Raw genomic sequence first — 19423 nt, 5'->3', positions numbered from 1 at the left:
CTACAACGCCAACTTGAACCCAAGATGCGACGGTGCAAACCCGAGCTTGCTGTAAAACGCATGCGCTGCAGGCCTGCTTTTGTCGGTCGTCAGTTGCACCACGCGGCACCCGTTGTCGCGTGCTTGCGCGATGGCCCAGCGCATCAGCTCCTCGCCCGCGCCCATCCCCCGCGCGCCGCTGGCGATGCGGACACCTTCGATCTGAGCACGGGTTGCACCGCGATGGGTCAGATAATGCAGAAAGCTTATCTGCAATGTCCCGAGGATCACTCCGTCCGCGCCTACCATCACGGCCAACACCTGATTGGGATCGGCACTGATCCGGGCAAAAGCCGCAAGATAGGCAGGATCGACAGGATCAGTCACCATTTCGCGGTGCTGGCCCAGGTCGTCATCGGCCAGCAAAGCGACGATTGCGGGGACATCGGCCAAAACGGCCTTGCGGATGGCTGGCTTTGGCCTGTCGCTCACATTCTCACCCGCGCGCCAGATGGATCGTAAAACGGTCTCATCTGCGCCTGAGCAATCACCTTAACACCCATCACGTCAATCTCATAGCGGCTGGCCAGCAGGTCATCGACGCTTTCGCCCGCGCAGGGCAGATAGCCCATGCCAACCGCCGCGCCGAGGTGGTGGCCATAGCCGCCAGAGCTCAGATGCCCGACCACCTGCCCGTCGCGCAGCACAGGTTCATTGTGATAAAGCAGCGGCGCAGGATCGGTCAGTTTGAACTGCACCAACCGCCGTGCCAGCCCCGCATCGCGTTTGCGCAGCACGGCGTCGCGGCCGATAAAGGCGGGCTTGTCGGTCTTGACGGCAAAGCCAAGGCCCGCCTCCAGCACATGATCCTCGCAGGTGATGTCATGGCCGAAATGGCGAAAACCTTTTTCCATCCGCGCGGCATCCATCATATGCATCCCGCACAGCTTTAGCCCCATATCTTGCCCGGCGGCGTGCAGCACCTCGAAGACATGCCCGCACATATCGGCGCTGACATAGATTTCCCAGCCAAGCTCGCCGACATAGGACACGCGGTGGACGCGGGCCAGCGCCATGCCGATCTCGATCTCTTGCGCGGTGCCAAAGGGGTTGTGGTCGTTGGAAAAATCATTGGGCGAGACCTTTTGCAGCAGCGCACGGCTGTTGGGGCCCATCACGGCCAGCACGCCCTCGCCCGCTGTCACATCGGTGATGACCGCATTAAAATCGCCCAGATGGCGCTGCATCCATATCTGGTCGGCCTGCCGCGTCGCCGCAGGGGTGACCACCAGATAGGCGGTTTCCGACAGGCGGGTGACGGTGACATCGGCCTCGATCCCCGCCTTGGCATTCAGAAACTGGGTATAGACGATCCGGCCCACAGCCACATCCATCTGCGCGCCGCAGATATGGTTGAGAAAGGCACAGGCATCCCGCCCTTCGACCCTGATCTTGCCAAAAGACGACATGTCATACATGCCAAGATTGCCGCGCACAGCGGCCAGTTCCGCACCCACATTGGCAAAGAAATTCTGCCGCTGCCAGGAATAGGCGTAGGCCGGGGCTTGCCCCGGCGTGGCGAACCAATTTGCCCTTTCCCACCCCGCCAATTCGCCCATGACCGCGCCCTGATCCAGCAAATGCCGGTGGAACGGCGTGCGCCTGATGCCGCGCGCGGTGGCTTTCTGGCGGTAGGGGAAATGATCCGCGTAAAGCAGACCCAGCGTTTCCTTGGAACGTTCAAACAGATAGGTCTTGTTGCCCTGAAACGGCTGCATCCGCGAAATATCGACATCGCCCAGATCAAAGGGTTTTTCGCCCCCGTCCATCCATTGCGATAGTGCCATGCCCGCGCCACCGGCCGATTGAATCCCGATGGAATTGAAACCGGCGGCGACCCAGACATTGTCCATCTCTGGCGCAAGGCCCAGATGATAGGCGTCATCGGGGGTGAAACTTTCCGGCCCGTTAAAGAATGTATGTATCCCCGCATCGGCCAGCATCGGCATCCGGTTCACGGCCATTTCAAGGATCGGCTCGAAATGGTCGAAATCCTCGGGCAGCTGGTCGAATTCGAAATCCTCGGAAATGCCTGCCATGCCCCAGGGTTTGGCGTTCGGCTCGAAGGCGCCCAGCATGATCTTGCCCGCGTCTTCCTTGTAATAGGCGCATTCATCGGGCACGCGCAGCACGGGCATCTGGGTCAGCCCAGAGATCGGTTCAGAGACGATATAGAAATGTTCGCAGGCATGCAGCGGGACATTGACGCCCGCCATGCGGCCGACCTGATGGCCCCACATACCCGCGCAATTGACGACCATGTCACAGCTGATCTGGCCTTTATCCTCGCCCGATTGCCAATCGACCGAGGTGACCCGGCGGCCGCTGCGGTTGATCGCCGTGACCTTGGTCTGTTCGGCGACCACCGCGCCGCGCATCCGTGCGCCCTTGGCCAGGGCCCGCGTGATATTGGCCGGATCACCCTGCCCGTCCTTGGGCAGAAACACCCCCGCCGTCACCCCGTCGATATTCAGATGGTGATAGCGGTTCTTGACCTCGGCTGGTGAAATCTCCTCGATCTCGACCCCGAAGGCGCGCGCCATACCGGCAGAGCGGAAAAGCTCTTCGCGCCGCTCGTCGGTCAGGGCGACGGTGATCGAGCCGACGCGCCGGAACCCCGTGGCAATGCCGGTTTCCGCCTCTAGCCCGCCATAAAGCTCTTGAGAATAATTCGCCAGACGCGTCATATTGGCGGTCGCCCGCAACTGCCCGATCAGCCCAGCAGCATGCCATGTGGTGCCCGATGTCAGCTGTTTGCGTTCCAGCAGGACCACATCCTGCCAGCCCAGTTTGGTCAGATGATAGGCGACCGAACAACCGATCACCCCACCGCCGATAATCACCACGCGCGCATGTTTGGGCAGCATCAAATCACCTCATGTCCGGCATCAACAATCGCCTGCGCCAGTCGCGCGATATGGGCAGGGCCGACCTCGCAGCAGCCGCCGACGATGGTGGCCCCTTGGTCGATCCAGCCCAGCGCGAAATGGGCATAGGCCTCTGGCCCCAGATCACGGCGCGCCGATAGCGCATCCACGGTGGGTTTGTTTTTCAGGAAATCCTTGGTGATCTGGGTGAACCCGTTGGCATAGGCCCCGAAGGGCAGATCGCCTTTGGCAAAGGCGGCCATCGCGGCGGCCATCGCCTCTGGCGCGGAACAATTCGCCAGCAGCGCGCTTGCGCCCTGCGCTGCCTCCAGCACGTCAGCCACAGGCTCGCCCGAACGCAGGCGGCTGCCGTCCTCGTCATCAATGGTCACCGACAGCCAGACGGGTTTGCCCAAAGGCAGGGTTGCGGCCAGCACCGCACGGGCATGGGCGACAGAGGCCACGGTTTCGCAAAGCAGCAGTTGGACACCGGGCGCAAGCAAGGTCGCCACCTCGGCATAAAGCGGTACAGCGACATCATGCGCGGGGTGAATGTCGGGGCGGTAGCTTGCGATCAAAGGCCCGATCGATCCTGCGATGCGCCCGCTACCCTGCGCCTCTTCCAAGGCGGCGGCGATCAGGGCTTCGAAGTGATCCTCGTATCCGGTACCTGCCAGCCGGTCGCGGTGCACGGCATAGCTGTTGGTGGTATGCACTGTTGCCCCCGCTGCGCGGTAATCTTCATGCACCTGCGCCACCAGCCCCGGATGGTCGATCATGACCTGCGTGGACCAGAGGGGCGTTGGCGCTTCGCCTGATCGGCGGATCAGTTCCTGCCCCATCCCACCGTCAAGAAGCGTGATTTTCGTCATTTTTTCTACCTGTTCCAAACTTTCAATATCACGCCCTGATCCTTGCATTGGCAGGGTCCCACAACGGCGCATCAGCTTGCACCGTGGCGCTGACCTGCGTGCCGTAGATATCAATCGCAACCTTGGTGCCTGCCACCGCCAGATCGGCGCGCAGCATCCCCAGCGCGATAGATTTGCCCACGCGGTAGCCAAAGGCGCCTGACGTGGTTTCACCCACGACGGCACCATCATGCGAAATCGTCGCCATATATGGCGCGTCATATGCGCCCGCATCATCCAGCACCAGCGTGACAAAGCGTTTGGCCACGCCGCGCTGTTTTTCCGCCAGCAAGGCGGCTTTGCCCACGAAATCGGGCTTGTCGAAATTGACAAAGCGGTCCAGCCCGCCTTCAAGCAGGGAATAATCGGTCGACAAATCGCCTTTCCACGCCCGATAGCCTTTTTCGATCCGCAGCGCGTTCAAGGCGAACATGCCAAAGGGGACAGCGCCATTTCCAAGGATCGCCTCATAGATCGCGGCGGCATCTTCATTGGCGCAATGAACCTCCCAGCCCAGCTCGCCCGCAAAGGACACGCGCAGCAGGTGGCAGGGCTTGCCGCAGACCTGCGCCTTCTGGAACGACAGCCAGGGCAGGGTCAGGTCGGCATCGGTCAGCGGTGCAAGCATGGCGCGCGCCTTTGGCCCGGTCACCAGCAGGCATTCGTATTTGTCGCTGCGGTCGTGGACAGTGACACCATCGGGCAGATCGCGCAGCAAGACATCGCGGTCATGCCATTGTGCCACCGAGGCGGTGATCAGCCAGATCTCATCATCGCTCTGCGGGATCACCGACATTTCCGTCAGGATACGCCCCCGATCATCGGGGAAATAGGCAAGGCCCACGCGCCCCGGTTTGGGCAGGGTCGAGGCTGTCAGCCGGTCCACATGCGCCCGCGCGCCCGGACCTGTCACAGCCAGACGCGTGAAACCGGATATGGCGATCACACCGGCATGGTCGCGCACGGCGGCACATTCGGCGGCGATGCGCGGCTGCCAAGGGCCAGCACGGCCCCATGTCTGGGTGGCGTCCTCGGACAGGTCATCGCCCGGCCCCGCAAACCAATTGGCCCGTTCCCAGCCGTTATAAGCCCCCATCACACCGCCAAGAGCCTTGATCTTGGCATGCAAAGGCGACAGGCGCTTGTCGCGCCCCGCAGGCCAGGCATGATAGGGAAAATGCATCGCATATTCATGGCCATAGGTTTCAACGGCCTTGGCATGGCAATAATCCTGATCAGTGTAATCGGTATAGCGGCGCGGATCGCAAGACCACATGTCCCATTCGGGCTGGCCATCCACGATCCATTCCGCCGCCACCTTGCCCGCGCCCCCGCCCTGGGTGATGCCAAAGGTAAAGACGCAAGCCTCATAGGCATTCTTGACGCCGGGCATCGGACCCAGCAAAGGCAGACCATCGGGCGCATAGGGGATCGGGCCGTTGATCACGCGGCCCACGCCAGCGGTGCCAAGGATCGGGACGCGCGCCATCGCATCCTCGATATACCATTCCAGACGGTCCAGATCGTCGGGGTAAAGCTGGAAACTGAAATCATCAGGCTGCGGGTCGTCAGGCGTGACCCAATGCGCGCGGCAGTTCCGCTCGTAAGGGCCAAGGTTCAGCCCGTTCTTGTCCTGGCGCAGGTAATAGCTGCTGTCCACATCACGCAGCAAAGGCACTTTGCGGCCATTGGCAGCGGTCCATGCGGCCAGTTCAGGGATTTCATCGGTCAGGAAATATTGATGCGACATGGTCACCATCGGCACGGTGCGCCCGCCATATGGCTTGAACCATTCGCCGACACGCTGGGCATAATACCCCGCGGCATTGACCACCTTTTCGCAGGCGATATCGCCCTTGTCGGTGTGGACGATCCAGCCATCCGGCGTCTGCGTCACACCTGTCGCAGGGCAGAACCGTTCGATCCGCGCGCCCATCTGCCGCGCACCCTTGGCCAGCGCCTGGGTCAGCTGCGCGGGATCGATATCGCCATCATCGGGATCATAAAGCGCCCCCGCCAGATCATGGGTTTCAAGGAACGGATAGGCCGCCTGCGCCTCCTCGGGTGTCATCAGCGCAAGGTTCAGCCCCTGGTAATTGCCCATCGCGCGGGCGCGGGCGAATTCCTGCATCCGCTGCTTGGAATGCGCCAGCCGGATCGATCCGGTGACATGGTAATTCATCGGATAATCGACCTCTGCCGCCAGATTTTTATACAGCGACAGCGAATAGCGCTGCATATTCATCACCGCCCAGGACGTGCTGAAGGACGGACAATTGCCCGCCGCATGCCAGGTGGACCCTGCGGTCAATTCGTTCTTTTCCAGCAAGACACAATCAGTCCAGCCCTTCTTGGCCAGATGATAGAGCGTGGACACCCCCACGACCCCGCCGCCGATGATGACCACACGGGCCGAAGTGGGAAAATCGGACATGGGCGGCACCTTTCTAATAAACGGGCGGAGAGATCACCCAGATGATCTCGCAGGTTTCGGGATAGGGATTGGCCCAGCGGAACAGATCGCCGCGCAGCCGGAAACTGTCGCCCGGCGACAGCTGGAACAGCGTGCCGTCGATCCACAGATCAAAGCGACCGGCAACGACATAACCGATCTCTTGCGTTGGACGGCTGACGGCATGATCCAGCCGCGCGCCGGGGGCAAAGCGGGAATGGATCACCTCGAAATCATCGGTCAGATCGGGCGAAAGCAAGGCCTCGGTCAAACCCGCGGTGCGGTTACCGATCGGGCGGCGGGTATGCGGGCGGACAATTTTGCCCGCCTCTTCGGTGCTGCCAGAAACGGCCAGCAGGCTGGATGTCGAGACATCCAGCACATCGGCCAGCGCAGCCAGATCATCGGGGCTGGCATTGGACCGATCACGTTCAACCTGGCTGAGCCACCCCACAGAGCGGTCAACGCGCTGCGCCAGCGCCGCCAGCGTCAGGCCGCGCGCCCGGCGCAGGGCCCGCAGATCGGCTCCTTGCAGGTCAAACGACGCGGGGGCGTGAAAATCTTCCATCAATTTTCACGCTAGGGGGTTCCCACCATTCTGCAAACGCCTTTTGCGCCAAAAAAGCGCCCATCCCCGACATCTTCCGAGCCCAAATATCCCCGCCGGAGGCTTGACGCGGCCTTGGCCGCGGCAAATGCCTTAGCGCGCAAAGACGCTGTGCAGGATGTCAGTCAGCGCATCGGCATCCGCCTGACAAAAGGCATCGGGCTGGTCGCTGTCGATATCAAACACCCCGATCAGGGCACCGCTGCCATCAAAAACCGGCAGCACGATTTCCGACCGCGTGCTGCTGGCGCAGGCGATATGGCCCGGAAAGGCATCGACATCCGGCACCAATTGCACCGCCCCCGTGCGCGCCGCAGCGCCGCAGACGCCACGCGCAAAGGGGATCACCAGGCAGCCATGCCCGCCTTGATAAGGACCGATCTTGAGCAATTCAGGGGCGACAACCCGGTAGAACCCCGTCCAGTTGAACCGCTCATCGCTGTGATGGACCTCGCAGGCGACAGTGGCCATCAGCGCCACGCTATCGGTCTCGCCTGCGGTGAGGGCGGCGATGGTTTTCTGCAAGCTTGGGTAATCAACGCGCATTCTGTGTCCTGATCTGATGATGCAGGGGGTTTTCCACCCCCCATGCCTGCGGCATGTCCCCCGGAGGATATTTAATCTCGAAAGATGTTACGGGCGTTCGATGGCAATCGCCGTGCCTTCGCCACCGCCGATACAGATCGCAGCGATCCCGCGCCGCAAGCCGCGGGTTTCCAGCGCGTTGAGCAAGGTCACGATGATCCGCGCACCCGAGGCCCCAATCGGATGGCCCAGCGCACAGGCGCCGCCATGCACGTTGACGCGGTCGCGGGGGATATTCATTTCGCGCATGAAGGCCATGGGGACCACGGCAAAAGCCTCGTTCACTTCCCACAGATCGACATCATCGGTGGTCCAGCCAAGCCGCGCCAGCAGTTTTTGCGCCGCTGGCACGGGAGCCGTGGTGAAAAGACCGGGGGCCTGCGCATGGCTGGCATGGCCCATGATCCGCGCGCGGATGTTGGTGGCCGTATCGCCGCGCGCCAGCACGAGGGCGGCGGCACCGTCGGAAATGCTCGATGCATTGGCCGCTGTCACCGTGCCACCCTCGCGGAAGGCGGGTTTGAGCGTGGGGATCTTTTCGGGCCGCGCCTTGGCGGGTTGTTCGTCAGCGGTGACCCTGATCTCGCCCGCGCGGGATTTCAGCGTGACGGGGGTGATTTCATGATCAAAGGCCCCGCTGTCCTGGGCGGCCAGCGCCTGCGCCAGCGATTGCAGCGCATATTCATCCTGTGCCGCGCGGGTGAATTGATAGGTCGTGGCGCAATCCTCGGCGAAGGTGCCCATCAGGCGGCCCTTGTCATAGGCGTCTTCGAGCCCGTCGAGGAACATGCTGTCGATCACTTGGGCGTGCCCGATCCGCGCACCGCTGCGCAGTTTCGGCATCAGATAGGGGGCGTTGGTCATGCTTTCCATGCCGCCTGCGATCATCACATCGGCACCGCCTGCCGCGATCTGGTCATAGGCCATCATCGCAGCCTTCATACCCGATCCGCACATCTTGTTGAGCGTGGTGGCGGGCACCTCTTCGCCCAATCCACCCAGAAAGGCGGCCTGTCGCGCCGGGGCCTGGCCCAGACCCGCGGGCAGGACGCAGCCCATCAGCACCTCGTCCACCGCGGCCAGGCCCGCATTTTCCAGCGCGGCCCGAATCGCGGCACCGCCCAATGTCGGCGCGTCGACAGCCGCGAAAACGCCTTGAAAGCCGCCCATTGCCGTCCGCGCGGCCCCGGTGATCACGACATCCTGCATCGGTGAACCTTTCCTTGATTGCCCCGAAACTAGGCCCCCGCCGCCCAAAGGAAAAGCCCCCAGTTTGCCGTTGCAGACCGCCGCGATTGTCGTAGGCTCGCCAGCATATCGCAGGGAGAGACAGCAGATGCGCGATTTTCACAAACCGGGCCGGTCGGCCGTTTACGCCACCAATGGCATGTGTGCGACGTCGCATCCCTTGGCGGCCAAGGTCGCGGTGCAGATGCTGGAATCAGGCGGCAATGCCATGGATGCGGCCATCGCGGGGGCGGTGCTGCTGGGTATCTGCGAGCCGCAGATGACAGGTATCGGCGGCGATTGCTTTGTGCTTTTCACCCCTCCGGGTGAAGACCGCGTGCTGGCGCTGAACGGATCGGGCCGTGCGCCTGCGGGTATTGATGCGGATGCCTTGCGCGCCAAGGGTCCGGTCATCGCGCCCTATAGTGCCGATGCTGTCAGCGTGCCGGGGGCGGTGGATGCCTTTTGTCGTTTGTCCAAAGATTGGGGCAAGCTGGGGCTGAAAGCCGTGCTCGCCCCCGCGATCCATTATGCGCAAACCGGCGTGCCGGTGGCGGAACGTGTCGCATCCGACTGGGCCAGGGCCGATGGCAACCTGTCGGGCACAGCGCGCGATCTGTTTTTGCTGGACGGCAAGCCGCCGCGCCCCGGTCAGGTCTTTGCCGCCCCCCGCCAGGCCGAGGCCCTGCGCCGTATCGCCATGGAAGGCCGCGCCGGTTTCTATGAAGGCGAGGTGGCCGAGGATATGGTCGCCGCCCTGCGCGCCCAAGGCGGCACCCATCAGCTGGAAGATTTCGCCGCCACCGCAAGCGATTACACCGATCCGATCAGCGGCGGCTATGGCGGGCTAGAGCTGTGCGAGCATCCACCCAATGGCCAAGGGGCGACCGCGATCCTGCTGCTGAACATCCTCAAGCAGTTCGATATCGCCGCGATGGACCCTTGGGGCGCCCAGCGCGCACATATCGAGGCCGAGGCGACCAAGCTTGCCTATGACACGCGCAACCGCTTTATGGCTGATCCGGATTACATGACGCGGCTGGATCACATGACCGGGCCCGAAACGGCGGCAAAGCTGGCAGCGCTAATCGACCCCAAACGCGCCATGCCCGCAGGTTTGCCGGGCGCAGAGGCCGTGCATAAAGACACGATCTATATCACCGTCGTCGACAAGGACCGGATGGCCGTGTCGCTGATCTATTCGGTGTTCCATGCCTTTGGGTCGGGCATTGCCTCGGACAAGTTCGGCATTCTGTTTCACAACCGGGGCGCGGGCTTTACCCTGCAACAGGGGCATCCGAACGAGGTCGGCGGCGGCAAGCGCCCGATGCATACGATCATCCCGGCCATGCTGAAAAAAGACGGCAAGGTCATCATGCCTTTTGGCGTGATGGGCGGGCAATATCAGGCGACCGGCCATGCGCGGTTCGTGTCCAATGTCACCGATTTCGGCCTGTCGCCGCAGGCCGCGATTGACGCGCCGCGCAGCTTTGCCGAAGGCGCTGTGCTGAATGTCGAGAACGGCTATAGCGATCCGGTCAAGGCGGAACTGGCCGCGATGGGCCATCAGCTGCAGAAGCCGGACACAGCGATCGGCGGATCACAGGCGATCATGATCCATGCGGATGGCGTGCTGGAAGGCGGCAGTGACCCGCGCAAGGATGGGTGCGCGCTGGGTTATTGATTGATGGCAGGCACGGTCAGCCCGATTTGCGCAAGCTGCGCAGGAACAGGCCCAGACCGCCCACCAGCAGCACCATAATGACCAACAGGTCAAACACGCTCAGCCTTGCGAATTGCACGGATGTATTGGCGATCACGCCGAAAATCAGCGCGATCAGCGATGCGCCCGCGATGATCCAGCCGATCCGGCTTTTGGCATTGTAAAAGATCAGCCCGATTCCGAACATCAGCGGGATCAGGATCATGCCCGATGTGACCGGCATACCACCCAGACCGAAGATTCGCCCGCCCAGACTGGGCCGTATGACGATCCCGTTCAGCAGCAGATAACCGCCGCCAATCATCATGATCAGACCGATCAGAAATTGCCCCGTTCCGCCATCGCTGCCACCTGCACCCATCACCAATCACCTTTTACTGTGGTTCTGGCCGATGTAGGTGGCGCATGGCATAATTGCCAGTGCTGTCGTGCGGATCAGGTCAATGCGCGCAGATCACCCATCAATTCCGTCAAAAGCTTGATATAGATCTCGCCGGTCAGCTTGCCATTCTCGTCGAATTCCTGCGCGGAATTGGCGACCAGCACCTCTGGCCCCTGCAGGATATGCGGGCGAAACGGCATCATCGCCAAGCGCAGCGAAAACTGCGACCTCTCGCCGCCTGCCCGCCCGCCTGTCGCGGACATGATCGCCAGCGGCTTGTTTTTCCAGACGCCGCCCTTGGTCCGACTGACCCAGTCGAGCGCGTTTTTCAGCGCGCCCGAAATGGCCTTGTTATATTCGGGTGTCGCGATGATCACTGCATCGGCGGCAGCGATCTGGTCGGCAAGTGTCTGGACAGCGGCGGGGATACCCTCGGCCTGTTCCAGATCACCATCATAAAGCGGGAAGCGGATGTTGCCTTCGACAAAGCTGTCAGCCCCAAAAATATCTGCAGCATTGCGCATCAGCATGGTGTTGGTCGACGCCTTGCGCAGCGATCCCGAAATGCCAAGTAATGTCGTCATCTGTTCATCTTTCCTTGTTCGCGCCTAGACCTAACCCGATTGTGCGATTGCGCAAGGCGCGGCTTTCACAGATGATCCGGCCAAAACGGCAAGGAGCAGATCATGGAACGGCACGGCGGCAAGATACTCAGCGATCAATTGGTGAAACTGGGGGTGCGGCGCGTGTTTTCGGTGCCGGGCGAAAGCTTTCTCGCCGCCCTCGACGGGCTTTATGACAGCGGCATCACCAATATCGTCTGCCGTCAGGAAGGCGGGGCCGCGATGATGGCGGAAAGCTATGGCAAGATGACAGGCCAGCCCGGCGTGTGTTTCGTCACCCGCGGACCGGGGGCGACAAATGCCAGTGCGGGCATCCATATCGCGATGCAGGACAGCACGCCGATGGTGCTGTTCGTGGGTCAGATCGACAACCGCCACACCGACCGCGAGACCTTTCAAGAGGTTGATTACAAGGCCATGTTCGGCCCCATCGCCAAATGGGTCGCCCAGATCGACGACACCGACCGGCTGCCCGAATATATTGGCCGCGCCTTTCGTGTGGCCATGTCTGGCAGGCCCGGCCCTGTCGTGCTGGCCCTGCCGGAAAACATGCTGAGCGATATGGCCGATGTGCCCGATATCCGGCTGGGCGAGGTGCATGAGGCCCAGATGCCCAGCGCGGCAACAGAGGCCATCCTGCAAGCGCTAGGACAGGCCAAACGCCCGCTGGTCGTGGTGGGTGGGCCGCATTGGGACGCGCAGGCGCAGGCCGATCTGCAAGCCTTTGCCGAACAGCAGCAGCTGCCTGTCGCGGTGGGTTTCCGCCGGCAGGATTACATCGACAACCGGCATGGCTGCTATGCCGGTGATCTGAACGTCGGGATCAATCCGCGCCTTGCCGCGCGTCTGCGCGAGGCGGATTTGCTGCTGCTGATCGGCACGCGTTTCGGCGATATCGAGACGCAGGGCTACACGCTCGTCGATCCCGCCGCCCCGCAGAAAACCATCATCCATATCCATGCCGATGCGGATGAGATCGGGCGCGTCTATGCCCCCGATATCGGCGTGGTGGCAACCGCCCCCGCCGCCCTGCGCGCGCTGGTCGCGGCCAGCCCTGTGGGTGGCTGGTCCGACTGGACCGCCGCCGCGCGCGCCGATTACGACACCTGGATCAGCCCGCAGGAAAGCCCCGGCGCGTTGAAACAGGAACAGGTCATCACTTGGCTGTCGGATCATCTGCCCGATGATGCGATTGTCACTAACGGCGCGGGCAATTACGCGGCATGGCTGCACCGCTATTTCGTCTACAAGAAACACGGCACACAGCTGGCACCAACGTCTGGGTCGATGGGTTACGGCTTTCCGGCGGCGATTTCGGCGTCGCTGGAATATCCCGACCGGACGGTGGTCTGCCTTGCGGGCGACGGCTGTTTCCAGATGACCTGCAACGAGCTGTCCACCGCCGCGCAGCACGGCGCGACACCGATCATCGTGGTGATGGATAACGGCCGTTACGGTACGATCCGGATGCATCAGGAAAAGCATTATCCCGGCCGCGTGTCCGGCACGATGCTGGCCAACCCCGATTTCGCCACCCTCGCCCGTGCCTATGGCGGCTATGGCGAGACGGTCACGACCTCTGCCGATTTCGCCGCCGCTTTCGCGCGCGCGCAGGCCGCAGGCACCTTTGCGATCATCGCCTGCAAGGTGGATGAAGAGGCGTTGAGCACAGGCGCCACGCTGAGCGCGGTCAGGGCGGCGGCGCAGGAAAAGTAGAGTTTCGGACTTCTGCTACAATGTGCCGAGAAGTGTTAGCAGACGACGATTAACTTGCTACTGACCCTTAAACCTTTCCTCCATTGACGTGGGAAATCTCTCAAGAAAAATGTCCCATCCCTCATTAGGCTGAAATTTTTGGTCAAATGGCTCAAGTTTCTCTGCGGCTTTTCCAAACTGGCGGGCAAACGCTTTCCTGCCATAGAGTATTTGGTCGTAGAGCCGCCGAAAATTTTTGTTTGCTCCGTACTGTTCGTTGAAACGATCTGGATCCATCAACCTATAGCTCTCCAAATCGAACAGATACTGATCCGAAGAAAATGCGGCGAGTTTTAAAGTAGACAAAAAGTCGGTGTCTGCCGACGGATCCATGGCCAGTCGCTGCGACTGAAACTCCGAGAGGTACTGAGCAGCCAGCACATTCTGTTTCAGAAGCTTGATATGCTCACGCCTTTCTCTCTTTCTCAGCCATCCAAACATTGACGCAACCTTTCGCTACAAAGGTATATTAGGCACAGCAACGGTCATTGCAACTAGCCGTTTCACCTACTCAACCCACCATGCAGTGTCGGCACATCCAGCGCCGCAAAGCCATAATGCCGCAGCCAGCGCAGGTCGCTATCAAAGAACGCCCGCAGATCGGGGATGCCGTATTTCAGCATCGCGATCCGGTCGATGCCCATGCCGAAGGCAAAGCCCTGCCATTGGGTCGGGTCCACGCCTGCCGCTTGCAGCACCTTGGGATGCACCATGCCGGAGCCAAGGATTTCGAGCCAGTCATCGCCTTCGCCCACTTTCAGCGTGCCGCCTTCCCATGAACAGCGGATGTCCACCTCGGCTGAGGGTTCGGTGAAGGGGAAATGCGACGCGCGGAAGCGGATATCGACGTGGTCCACCTCGAAATAGGATTTCACGAATTCCTCCAGCACCCATTTCAGGTTGGCCATGGAGATGTCCTTGTCGATGGCCAGCCCTTCGACCTGATGGAACATGGGCGTGTGGGTCTGGTCGTAATCGGCGCGGTAGACACGGCCGGGGCAGATGATGCGGGTGGGGGCGCCTGACGCCTCCATGCTGCGGATCTGCACGGGGCTGGTATGGGTGCGCAACACATGCGGCGGGCGGTTATCGCCCTCGCTGCGGTGGGTGTAGAACGTGTCCATTTCCGCCCGCGCGGGGTGGTGGCCGGGGATGTTCAGCGCGTCGAAATTATACCAATCCGATTCGATCTGCGGCCCTTCGGCCACGCTGAACCCCATATCGGCAAAAATCGCGGTGACTTCTTCGGTGACCTGGCTGATCGGATGGATCGTCCCCTGACGGCGGGGGCGCGATGGCAGGGTCACGTCGAGCCATTCGCCGCGCAGCCGCGCATCAAGGGCGGCATCGCCAAGGGCAGCTTTTTTCGCAGCCAAGGCGCTGTTGATCTCGTCTTTGAGCGCATTCAGCGCGGGGCCGGCTTTCTGGCGTTCCTCGGGGGTCATCTTGCCCAGTTCGCGCATCTGCAGGCTGATCTCGCCCTTTTTGCCCAAGGCACTGACGCGCAGGTCCTCGATCTGGGCCTCGTCACCGGCGGCGGCAATCAGGGAAAGGTATTTGGCTTTCAGGTCGTCCATGTCGCGCCTCTTGATCTGGTTGTGCAGGGGTTAGCGAAAGGGCGGGGTTCGCGCAAGGTGTGGGGCGCAAACGCAAAAGGCCGCCCCATCACAGGGCGGCCTTTCGTATCACACAGCAGCGAACCTTATGCAGGCATCGCTGCCTTTGCCTGACCAACGATTGTCGCAAACGCTTCGGGTTCGTTCACGGCCAGATCGGCCAGAACCTTGCGGTCGACTTCGATACCGGCCAGCGCCAGACCGTTGATGAACTTGGAATAGTTCAGGGTCGCATCGACCGAACGCACACCGGCGTTGATCCGCTGGATCCACAAAGCGCGGAAATTGCGCTTGCGGTTGTGCCGGTCGCGGGTGGCATATTGGTTGGCTTTGTCGACGGCCTGCTTGGCGACCTTGAAGGTCTTGGACCGGCGATCATAATAACCTTTTGCCGCATCAAGAACTTTCTTGTGACGACGATGGGTGACGGTTCCGCCTTTAACGCGCATATCTCAAATCCCTCTAATTAACGTGCGTAAGGCATCATCGGCTTGATGATACCTTCGTCTTGTTTGCTCAACGTCGTGGTGCCACGCGCGTTGCGGAGGAATTTGTTGGTGCGCTTGATCATGCCGTGGCGCTTTCCGGCCTGACCGGCCAGAATGCGGCCCGTGGCCGTCACCTTGAACCGCTTTTTGCAGCTCGATTTCGTTTTCATCTTCGGCATTTCCGTCTCCTCTTAAGGTCGGTCTTACGCGCGACTCGGCATGCCATACTGGCCGGACGCGCGGGTGAAGGCTGTCCTATATGACGCAACCGCCCAAGGTGCAAGCCAGTTCAGCCCAGATCACAGCGGATGACCGAAACGATCACCCTGCCGGTCACCGGGGCCACGTCTTATTCGGTTTCGGACGCATAGATCAGACGTTCCTCGCAAGGTGCGACGCGCACGATATTGGTCGATCCGGGCGTGTTGAAAGGCACACCGGCGGTGACCACGATCATATCGGTCTTGGTCGCCATGCCCTGCGCAAGCGCCGCGCGCACGGCGGCAATGACCGCATCCTTAAAGCGGTTGACCTCGCCGGTGACCACGCAATTGGTCCCCCATGACAGGCACAGCCGCCGCGCGGTGCCGATATTGCTGGTCAGCGCGATGATCCTGACGCGCGGACGTTCCCGCGCCACAAGCAGCGCCGTGGTCCCCGATTGCGAAAAGCAGCAGATCGCCTTGACGTTGGTCGCTTCGGCGATTTCGCGGGCGGCTGAGACGATGCCATCGGCGACGCTGGTGCGCACGGCCCGGCGCGAGGCTTCGATGATCTCGGTATAGGTGGGGTCGGCTTCGACTTCGGTCGCCACGTTATCCATCGTGGTCACCGCCTCGATCGGATAAGACCCCGCCGCCGATTCCGCCGAAAGCATGATCGCATCGGCGCCTTCATAGATTGCGGTGGCCACGTCAGAGACTTCGGCGCGGGTCGGCATCGGGCTTTCGATCATGGATTCGAGCATCTGTGTGGCCACGATCACGGGCTTGGCCGCAGCACGGCATTTGCGCACCAGCTGTTTCTGGATCGGCGGCACGTTCTGGACCGGCAGTTCCACCCCCAGATCGCCACGCGCGACCATGATCCCGTCACTGACGGCAAGGATGTCGTCGAAATTCTTGACCGCTGCGGGCTTTTCGATCTTGGACAGGATCGCGGCACGGCCTTTGGCCAGCGCGCGCGCCTCGTCCACATCGGCGGGGCGCTGCACGAAGGACAGCGCCAGCCAGTCGACACCCAATTCGCAGACGAATTCCAGATCCTTGCGGTCCTTGTCCGACAATGCCGCCAGCGGCAGCACCACATCCGGCACGTTCACGCCCTTGCGGTTTGAAATAGTGCCGCCGACGATAACCTCGCAATCGGCGAAGGTCGCGCCACAATCTTTTACCCGCAGCTTGATCTTGCCGTCATTGACCAGCAGATGCGCGCCCGGTTCCAGCGCGTCAAAGATTTCCTTATGCGGCAGGCAGACGCGGGTCGCATCACCTTCGGCCTTGTCCAGATCAAGCCGGAACGCGGCACCGGGGACCAATTCTTCCTCGCCCTTGGCAAAGACGCCGACGCGCAGTTTCGGCCCCTGCAAATCCGCCAGAATGGCAATCGGGCTGTCGAGGTCTTTTTCCACCTGCCGGATGATCGCATGCCGCGCGCGGATTTCTGCGTGATCGCCATGCGACATGTTCAGGCGGAACACATCGGCGCCGGCCTCGTGCAAGGCTCGGATCATCGCGTAATCGTTGGAAGCTGGGCCAAGCGTGGCGACGATCTTGACATTGCGGTGGCGTTTCATACTCAATCCCTTTGGTAATGCCCGTTAGCGGTAACGGCAGTCTTTGTGCCCTTATTGCGCAATTCCCTTCCGGCGACAACTAGCCTAAATGCAGTGACATGAGAATGACACACCCCGCCTATCAGATCGAGGGCGCCGGTCGCGCCGGTCGCTGGCTGCTTAGCTGCGATCACGCGACCAATCATGTGCCCGATTGGGTCAATGGCGGTGATCTGGGCCTGCCCGCCGCCGATATGGGCCGCCACATCGCCTATGACATCGGGGCGGCGGGGGTGACGCGGCATCTGGCGGCCTTGCTGGACAGCCCCGCGATCCTGTCGCGGTTTTCGCGGCTGGTGATCGACCCCAACCGGGGCGAGGATGACCCGACCCTGCTGATGCGCCTTTACGATGGCACGATCATTCCGGCCAACCGCCATGCGGGGCCGCAGGATTTGTCCGAACGGCTGGACCGGCTCTACCGGCCTTATCATGACGCCTATGCCGATCTGGCCGCAAAGATGCAGGCCCCGGTGATCTGCGCGATCCACAGCTTTACCCCGCGCCTGCGGTCGCGCGCACCGCGTCCGTGGGAGGTTGGCGTTCTCTTCGCGCATGACGAAAGATTGGCAAAGCCCTTTATCACCGCCTGCCGCGCGCAGGGCTGGTGCACCGGCGAAAACGAACCCTATGCAGGTCATTTGCCCGGCGATGCGATTGACCGGCACGCCTTGCAACATGGCCGCCCCAATGTCTTGATCGAATTGCGCCAAGACCTGATCGCGGATGAGGCGGGCCAGATGGCTTGGGCCGACAGGCTCGCGCCGATCCTGCAAGATGTCCTCAAAGACAGCCAGCTATGAAGGAGATAAATATGGACGACCAGACACGGATCGAACTGGAGGCCGCCGCCTTTCGCCGCCTGCGCCAGCATCTGCAAAACGACCGCGTGGACGTGCAGAATATCGACATGATGAACCTTGCCGGTTTCTGCCGGAACTGCCTGTCGCGCTGGTATCAAGAAGCCGCGAACGCGCGCGGCATTGCCATGACCAAGGATGAAGGCCGCGAAATTTTCTATGGCATGCCCTATGACGACTGGCGCGCCCAGTACCAGACAGAGGCCAGCCCCGCCGCGCAACAAGCGTTCAAGAAATCCCATGATTGATCCCGTCGCCCTGACCGCCGATCTGGTCCGCTGCCCATCCGTCACGCCCGTCGAAGGCGGCGCGCTGGTCTTGCTCGAAAAGCTGCTGACCGAGGGCGGCTTTACCTGCACCCGCGTTGATCGGGGCGATGTGTCCAACCTTTTCGCGCGTTGGGGGCGGCAGGGCGCGAACCGGACCTTTGGCTTCAACGGCCATACCGATGTCGTGCCTTTGGGGGACGCGGCCGCATGGACGGTGCCGCCTTTCGGCGCGGTCATCAAGGACGGCTATCTTTACGGGCGCGGGTCCACCGATATGAAATCGGGCGTCGCGGCCTTTGCCGCCGCAGCACTGGATTTCGTGGCCGACACGCCCCCCGATGGCGCAATCATTCTGGCGATCACCGGGGACGAGGAAGGCGACGCGCGCGATGGCACCACCGCCCTGCTGGACTGGATGGCCGCCAATAACGAAACCATGTCGGTCTGTCTGGTGGGCGAGCCGACCTGCCCCGATGTCATGGGCGAGGCGATGAAGATCGGGCGGCGCGGGTCGCTGAACGCCACCTTTACCGTGACCGGTGTGCAGGGCCATTCTGCCTATCCGCATCGCGCGAAAAATCCGCTGCCGGCGATCGCGCGGCTGGTAGATATTCTGGCCAGCCACCCGCTGGACCAAGGCACCGCGCATTTTGATCCCTCGACCCTTGCGGTGGTGACAATCGACACCGGCAATGCAGCGACCAATGTGATCCCCGCGCAGACGTGGGCGGGGGTGAATATCCGGTTCAACGACTTGCATAGCGGGGCCAGCCTGACGGACTGGATGCAGGGCATCGCCGATCAGGTCGCCGCCGATTTCGGCGTGCGGATCGCGATGCAGGTCAAAGTCTCGGGCGAAAGCTTTATCACACCGCCCGGCGCGCTGTCCGATCTGGTGGGCCGCGCGGTCAAGGCCGAAACCGGCCGCGATCCGGTGCTGTCGACCTCGGGCGGGACGTCGGATGCGCGGTTTGTCCAGCATCATTGCCCTGTCGTGGAATTCGGGCTGGTGGGTCAGACGATGCATCAGGTCGATGAACGGGTGGCGGTGGACCAGATCCTGCAGCTCAAGGCGATCTACAGCCGCATCCTGCGTGATTACTTTGCAACCTGAGGGAGAATAATATCTCTCACATATTGCCCAGCGGGGGATGTCACAGCAAGCTTTCAGCGGACATCCCTATC

General features: G+C 61.8%; 19 protein-coding genes. 5 read left to right on the top strand and 14 right to left on the bottom strand.

What is annotated here, in order from left to right; all coding sequences use genetic code 11:
* The 7 genes from LOKVESSMR4R_RS01505 to LOKVESSMR4R_RS01475 all read right to left on the bottom strand — a co-directional run bounded on the left by LOKVESSMR4R_RS01505 (position 1) and on the right by LOKVESSMR4R_RS01475 (position 8670).
* The gene (locus tag LOKVESSMR4R_RS01505; protein WP_237331876.1) at positions 1 to 471 is read right to left on the bottom strand and encodes a GNAT family N-acetyltransferase; all 471 of its coding nucleotides are present in this window, start codon (positions 469 to 471) and stop codon (positions 1 to 3) included.
* Entirely contained in the window at positions 468 to 2906 is a 2439-nt protein-coding gene (locus LOKVESSMR4R_RS01500; protein WP_087205992.1) for a GcvT family protein, read from the bottom strand. Before LOKVESSMR4R_RS01500 ends, LOKVESSMR4R_RS01505 begins: the two co-directional genes overlap by 4 nt.
* Positions 2906 to 3778 (bottom strand): homocysteine S-methyltransferase family protein, encoded by an 873-nt coding sequence (locus LOKVESSMR4R_RS01495; protein ID WP_087212357.1) that lies wholly within the window; start codon positions 3776 to 3778, stop codon positions 2906 to 2908. Before LOKVESSMR4R_RS01495 ends, LOKVESSMR4R_RS01500 begins: the two co-directional genes overlap by 1 nt.
* 28 nt (positions 3779 to 3806) lie before the next feature.
* A complete protein-coding gene (locus LOKVESSMR4R_RS01490; RefSeq protein ID WP_087205991.1) occupies positions 3807 to 6251 on the bottom strand; it encodes a GcvT family protein in 2445 nt (814 codons plus the stop codon).
* Positions 6252 to 6264: 13 nt separating this feature from the next.
* Entirely contained in the window at positions 6265 to 6837 is a 573-nt protein-coding gene (locus LOKVESSMR4R_RS01485; RefSeq protein ID WP_087205990.1) for a helix-turn-helix domain-containing protein, read from the bottom strand.
* A gap of 132 nt (positions 6838 to 6969) precedes the next feature.
* Complete coding sequence (locus tag LOKVESSMR4R_RS01480; protein WP_087205989.1) at positions 6970 to 7422, bottom strand: GAF domain-containing protein; 453 nt, start codon at positions 7420 to 7422, stop codon at positions 6970 to 6972.
* 87 nt (positions 7423 to 7509) lie between these two features.
* Complete coding sequence (locus tag LOKVESSMR4R_RS01475; RefSeq protein WP_087205988.1) at positions 7510 to 8670, bottom strand: thiolase family protein; 1161 nt, start codon at positions 8668 to 8670, stop codon at positions 7510 to 7512.
* A gap of 127 nt (positions 8671 to 8797) precedes the next feature.
* On the opposite strand from LOKVESSMR4R_RS01475, the gene LOKVESSMR4R_RS01470 reads away from it, so the two are divergent.
* Entirely contained in the window at positions 8798 to 10372 is a 1575-nt protein-coding gene (locus LOKVESSMR4R_RS01470; RefSeq protein ID WP_087205987.1) for a gamma-glutamyltransferase family protein, read from the top strand.
* 16 nt (positions 10373 to 10388) lie between these two features.
* Here LOKVESSMR4R_RS01470 and LOKVESSMR4R_RS01465 read toward each other — a convergent pair whose 3' ends face one another.
* The gene (locus LOKVESSMR4R_RS01465) at positions 10389 to 10772 is read right to left on the bottom strand and encodes a hypothetical protein (RefSeq protein ID WP_087205986.1); all 384 of its coding nucleotides are present in this window, start codon (positions 10770 to 10772) and stop codon (positions 10389 to 10391) included.
* Between the two features lie 74 nt (positions 10773 to 10846).
* Positions 10847 to 11377 carry an NADPH-dependent FMN reductase gene (locus tag LOKVESSMR4R_RS01460; RefSeq protein WP_087205985.1) on the bottom strand — a complete coding sequence of 177 codons (531 nt, stop codon included), beginning with the start codon at positions 11375 to 11377 and terminating at the stop codon, positions 10847 to 10849.
* A 102-nt stretch (positions 11378 to 11479) separates the two neighbouring features.
* Between LOKVESSMR4R_RS01460 and LOKVESSMR4R_RS01455 the strand changes: the two genes are divergently transcribed.
* The gene (locus LOKVESSMR4R_RS01455; protein ID WP_087205984.1) at positions 11480 to 13132 is read left to right on the top strand and encodes a thiamine pyrophosphate-binding protein; all 1653 of its coding nucleotides are present in this window, start codon (positions 11480 to 11482) and stop codon (positions 13130 to 13132) included.
* Between the two features lie 57 nt (positions 13133 to 13189).
* Here LOKVESSMR4R_RS01455 and LOKVESSMR4R_RS01450 read toward each other — a convergent pair whose 3' ends face one another.
* The 5 genes from LOKVESSMR4R_RS01450 to pyk form a co-directional block, all read right to left on the bottom strand.
* Positions 13190 to 13612 (bottom strand): hypothetical protein, encoded by a 423-nt coding sequence (locus tag LOKVESSMR4R_RS01450; protein ID WP_087205983.1) that lies wholly within the window; start codon positions 13610 to 13612, stop codon positions 13190 to 13192.
* Between the two features lie 62 nt (positions 13613 to 13674).
* The gene (gene pheS, locus LOKVESSMR4R_RS01445; RefSeq protein ID WP_087205982.1) at positions 13675 to 14748 is read right to left on the bottom strand and encodes a phenylalanine--tRNA ligase subunit alpha; all 1074 of its coding nucleotides are present in this window, start codon (positions 14746 to 14748) and stop codon (positions 13675 to 13677) included.
* 125 nt (positions 14749 to 14873) lie between these two features.
* Complete coding sequence (gene rplT / locus LOKVESSMR4R_RS01440) at positions 14874 to 15236, bottom strand: 50S ribosomal protein L20 (RefSeq protein WP_087205981.1); 363 nt, start codon at positions 15234 to 15236, stop codon at positions 14874 to 14876.
* A gap of 17 nt (positions 15237 to 15253) precedes the next feature.
* Entirely contained in the window at positions 15254 to 15454 is a 201-nt protein-coding gene (gene rpmI / locus LOKVESSMR4R_RS01435; protein ID WP_055686928.1) for a 50S ribosomal protein L35, read from the bottom strand.
* A gap of 170 nt (positions 15455 to 15624) precedes the next feature.
* Positions 15625 to 17070: a pyruvate kinase gene (gene pyk, locus LOKVESSMR4R_RS01430; protein ID WP_087205980.1), complete on the bottom strand. Its 1446-nt coding sequence runs from the start codon at positions 17068 to 17070 to the stop codon at positions 15625 to 15627.
* A 104-nt stretch (positions 17071 to 17174) separates the two neighbouring features.
* On the opposite strand from pyk, the gene LOKVESSMR4R_RS01425 reads away from it, so the two are divergent.
* The 3 genes from LOKVESSMR4R_RS01425 to dapE are packed head-to-tail and all read left to right on the top strand — an operon-like array spanning position 17175 to position 19352.
* On the top strand, positions 17175 to 17912 hold the full coding sequence (locus tag LOKVESSMR4R_RS01425; RefSeq protein WP_087205979.1) for an N-formylglutamate amidohydrolase: 738 nt from the start codon (positions 17175 to 17177) through the stop codon (positions 17910 to 17912).
* Between the two features lie 11 nt (positions 17913 to 17923).
* Positions 17924 to 18217 (top strand): DUF1244 domain-containing protein, encoded by a 294-nt coding sequence (locus tag LOKVESSMR4R_RS01420; RefSeq protein ID WP_087212352.1) that lies wholly within the window; start codon positions 17924 to 17926, stop codon positions 18215 to 18217.
* Positions 18210 to 19352, top strand: a complete 1143-nt coding sequence (gene dapE / locus LOKVESSMR4R_RS01415; protein WP_087205978.1) for a succinyl-diaminopimelate desuccinylase — start codon at positions 18210 to 18212, stop codon at positions 19350 to 19352. The genes LOKVESSMR4R_RS01420 and dapE overlap by 8 nt, the downstream gene beginning before the upstream one ends.
* Positions 19353 to 19423: the final 71 nt, after the last annotated feature.

It is taken from the genome of Yoonia vestfoldensis (assembly GCF_002158905.1).
GTDB lineage: Bacteria > Pseudomonadota > Alphaproteobacteria > Rhodobacterales > Rhodobacteraceae > Yoonia > Yoonia vestfoldensis_B.
This window is presented reverse-complemented; position numbering and strand designations above follow the sequence as displayed.

Bases quoted from the DNA above. Each gene is read 5' to 3' on its own strand.
- LOKVESSMR4R_RS01500 (WP_087205992.1), bottom strand. From the start codon at position 2,906: ATGCTGCCCAAACATGCGCGCGTGGTGATTATCGGCGGTGGGGTGATC.
- LOKVESSMR4R_RS01495 (WP_087212357.1), bottom strand. From the start codon at position 3,778: ATGACGAAAATCACGCTTCTTGACGGTGGGATGGGGCAGGAACTGATC.
- LOKVESSMR4R_RS01490 (WP_087205991.1), bottom strand. From the start codon at position 6,251: ATGTCCGATTTTCCCACTTCGGCCCGTGTGGTCATCATCGGCGGCGGG.
- LOKVESSMR4R_RS01485 (WP_087205990.1), bottom strand. From the start codon at position 6,837: ATGGAAGATTTTCACGCCCCCGCGTCGTTTGACCTGCAAGGAGCCGAT.
- LOKVESSMR4R_RS01480 (WP_087205989.1), bottom strand. From the start codon at position 7,422: ATGCGCGTTGATTACCCAAGCTTGCAGAAAACCATCGCCGCCCTCACC.
- LOKVESSMR4R_RS01475 (WP_087205988.1), bottom strand. From the start codon at position 8,670: ATGCAGGATGTCGTGATCACCGGGGCCGCGCGGACGGCAATGGGCGGC.
- LOKVESSMR4R_RS01470 (WP_087205987.1), top strand. From the start codon at position 8,798: ATGCGCGATTTTCACAAACCGGGCCGGTCGGCCGTTTACGCCACCAAT.
- LOKVESSMR4R_RS01465 (WP_087205986.1), bottom strand. From the start codon at position 10,772: ATGGGTGCAGGTGGCAGCGATGGCGGAACGGGGCAATTTCTGATCGGT.
- LOKVESSMR4R_RS01460 (WP_087205985.1), bottom strand. From the start codon at position 11,377: ATGACGACATTACTTGGCATTTCGGGATCGCTGCGCAAGGCGTCGACC.
- LOKVESSMR4R_RS01455 (WP_087205984.1), top strand. From the start codon at position 11,480: ATGGAACGGCACGGCGGCAAGATACTCAGCGATCAATTGGTGAAACTG.
- LOKVESSMR4R_RS01450 (WP_087205983.1), bottom strand. From the start codon at position 13,612: ATGTTTGGATGGCTGAGAAAGAGAGAAAGGCGTGAGCATATCAAGCTT.
- pheS (WP_087205982.1), bottom strand. From the start codon at position 14,748: ATGGACGACCTGAAAGCCAAATACCTTTCCCTGATTGCCGCCGCCGGT.
- rplT (WP_087205981.1), bottom strand. From the start codon at position 15,236: ATGCGCGTTAAAGGCGGAACCGTCACCCATCGTCGTCACAAGAAAGTT.
- rpmI (WP_055686928.1), bottom strand. From the start codon at position 15,454: ATGCCGAAGATGAAAACGAAATCGAGCTGCAAAAAGCGGTTCAAGGTG.
- pyk (WP_087205980.1), bottom strand. From the start codon at position 17,070: ATGAAACGCCACCGCAATGTCAAGATCGTCGCCACGCTTGGCCCAGCT.
- LOKVESSMR4R_RS01425 (WP_087205979.1), top strand. From the start codon at position 17,175: ATGACACACCCCGCCTATCAGATCGAGGGCGCCGGTCGCGCCGGTCGC.
- LOKVESSMR4R_RS01420 (WP_087212352.1), top strand. From the start codon at position 17,924: ATGGACGACCAGACACGGATCGAACTGGAGGCCGCCGCCTTTCGCCGC.
- dapE (WP_087205978.1), top strand. From the start codon at position 18,210: ATGATTGATCCCGTCGCCCTGACCGCCGATCTGGTCCGCTGCCCATCC.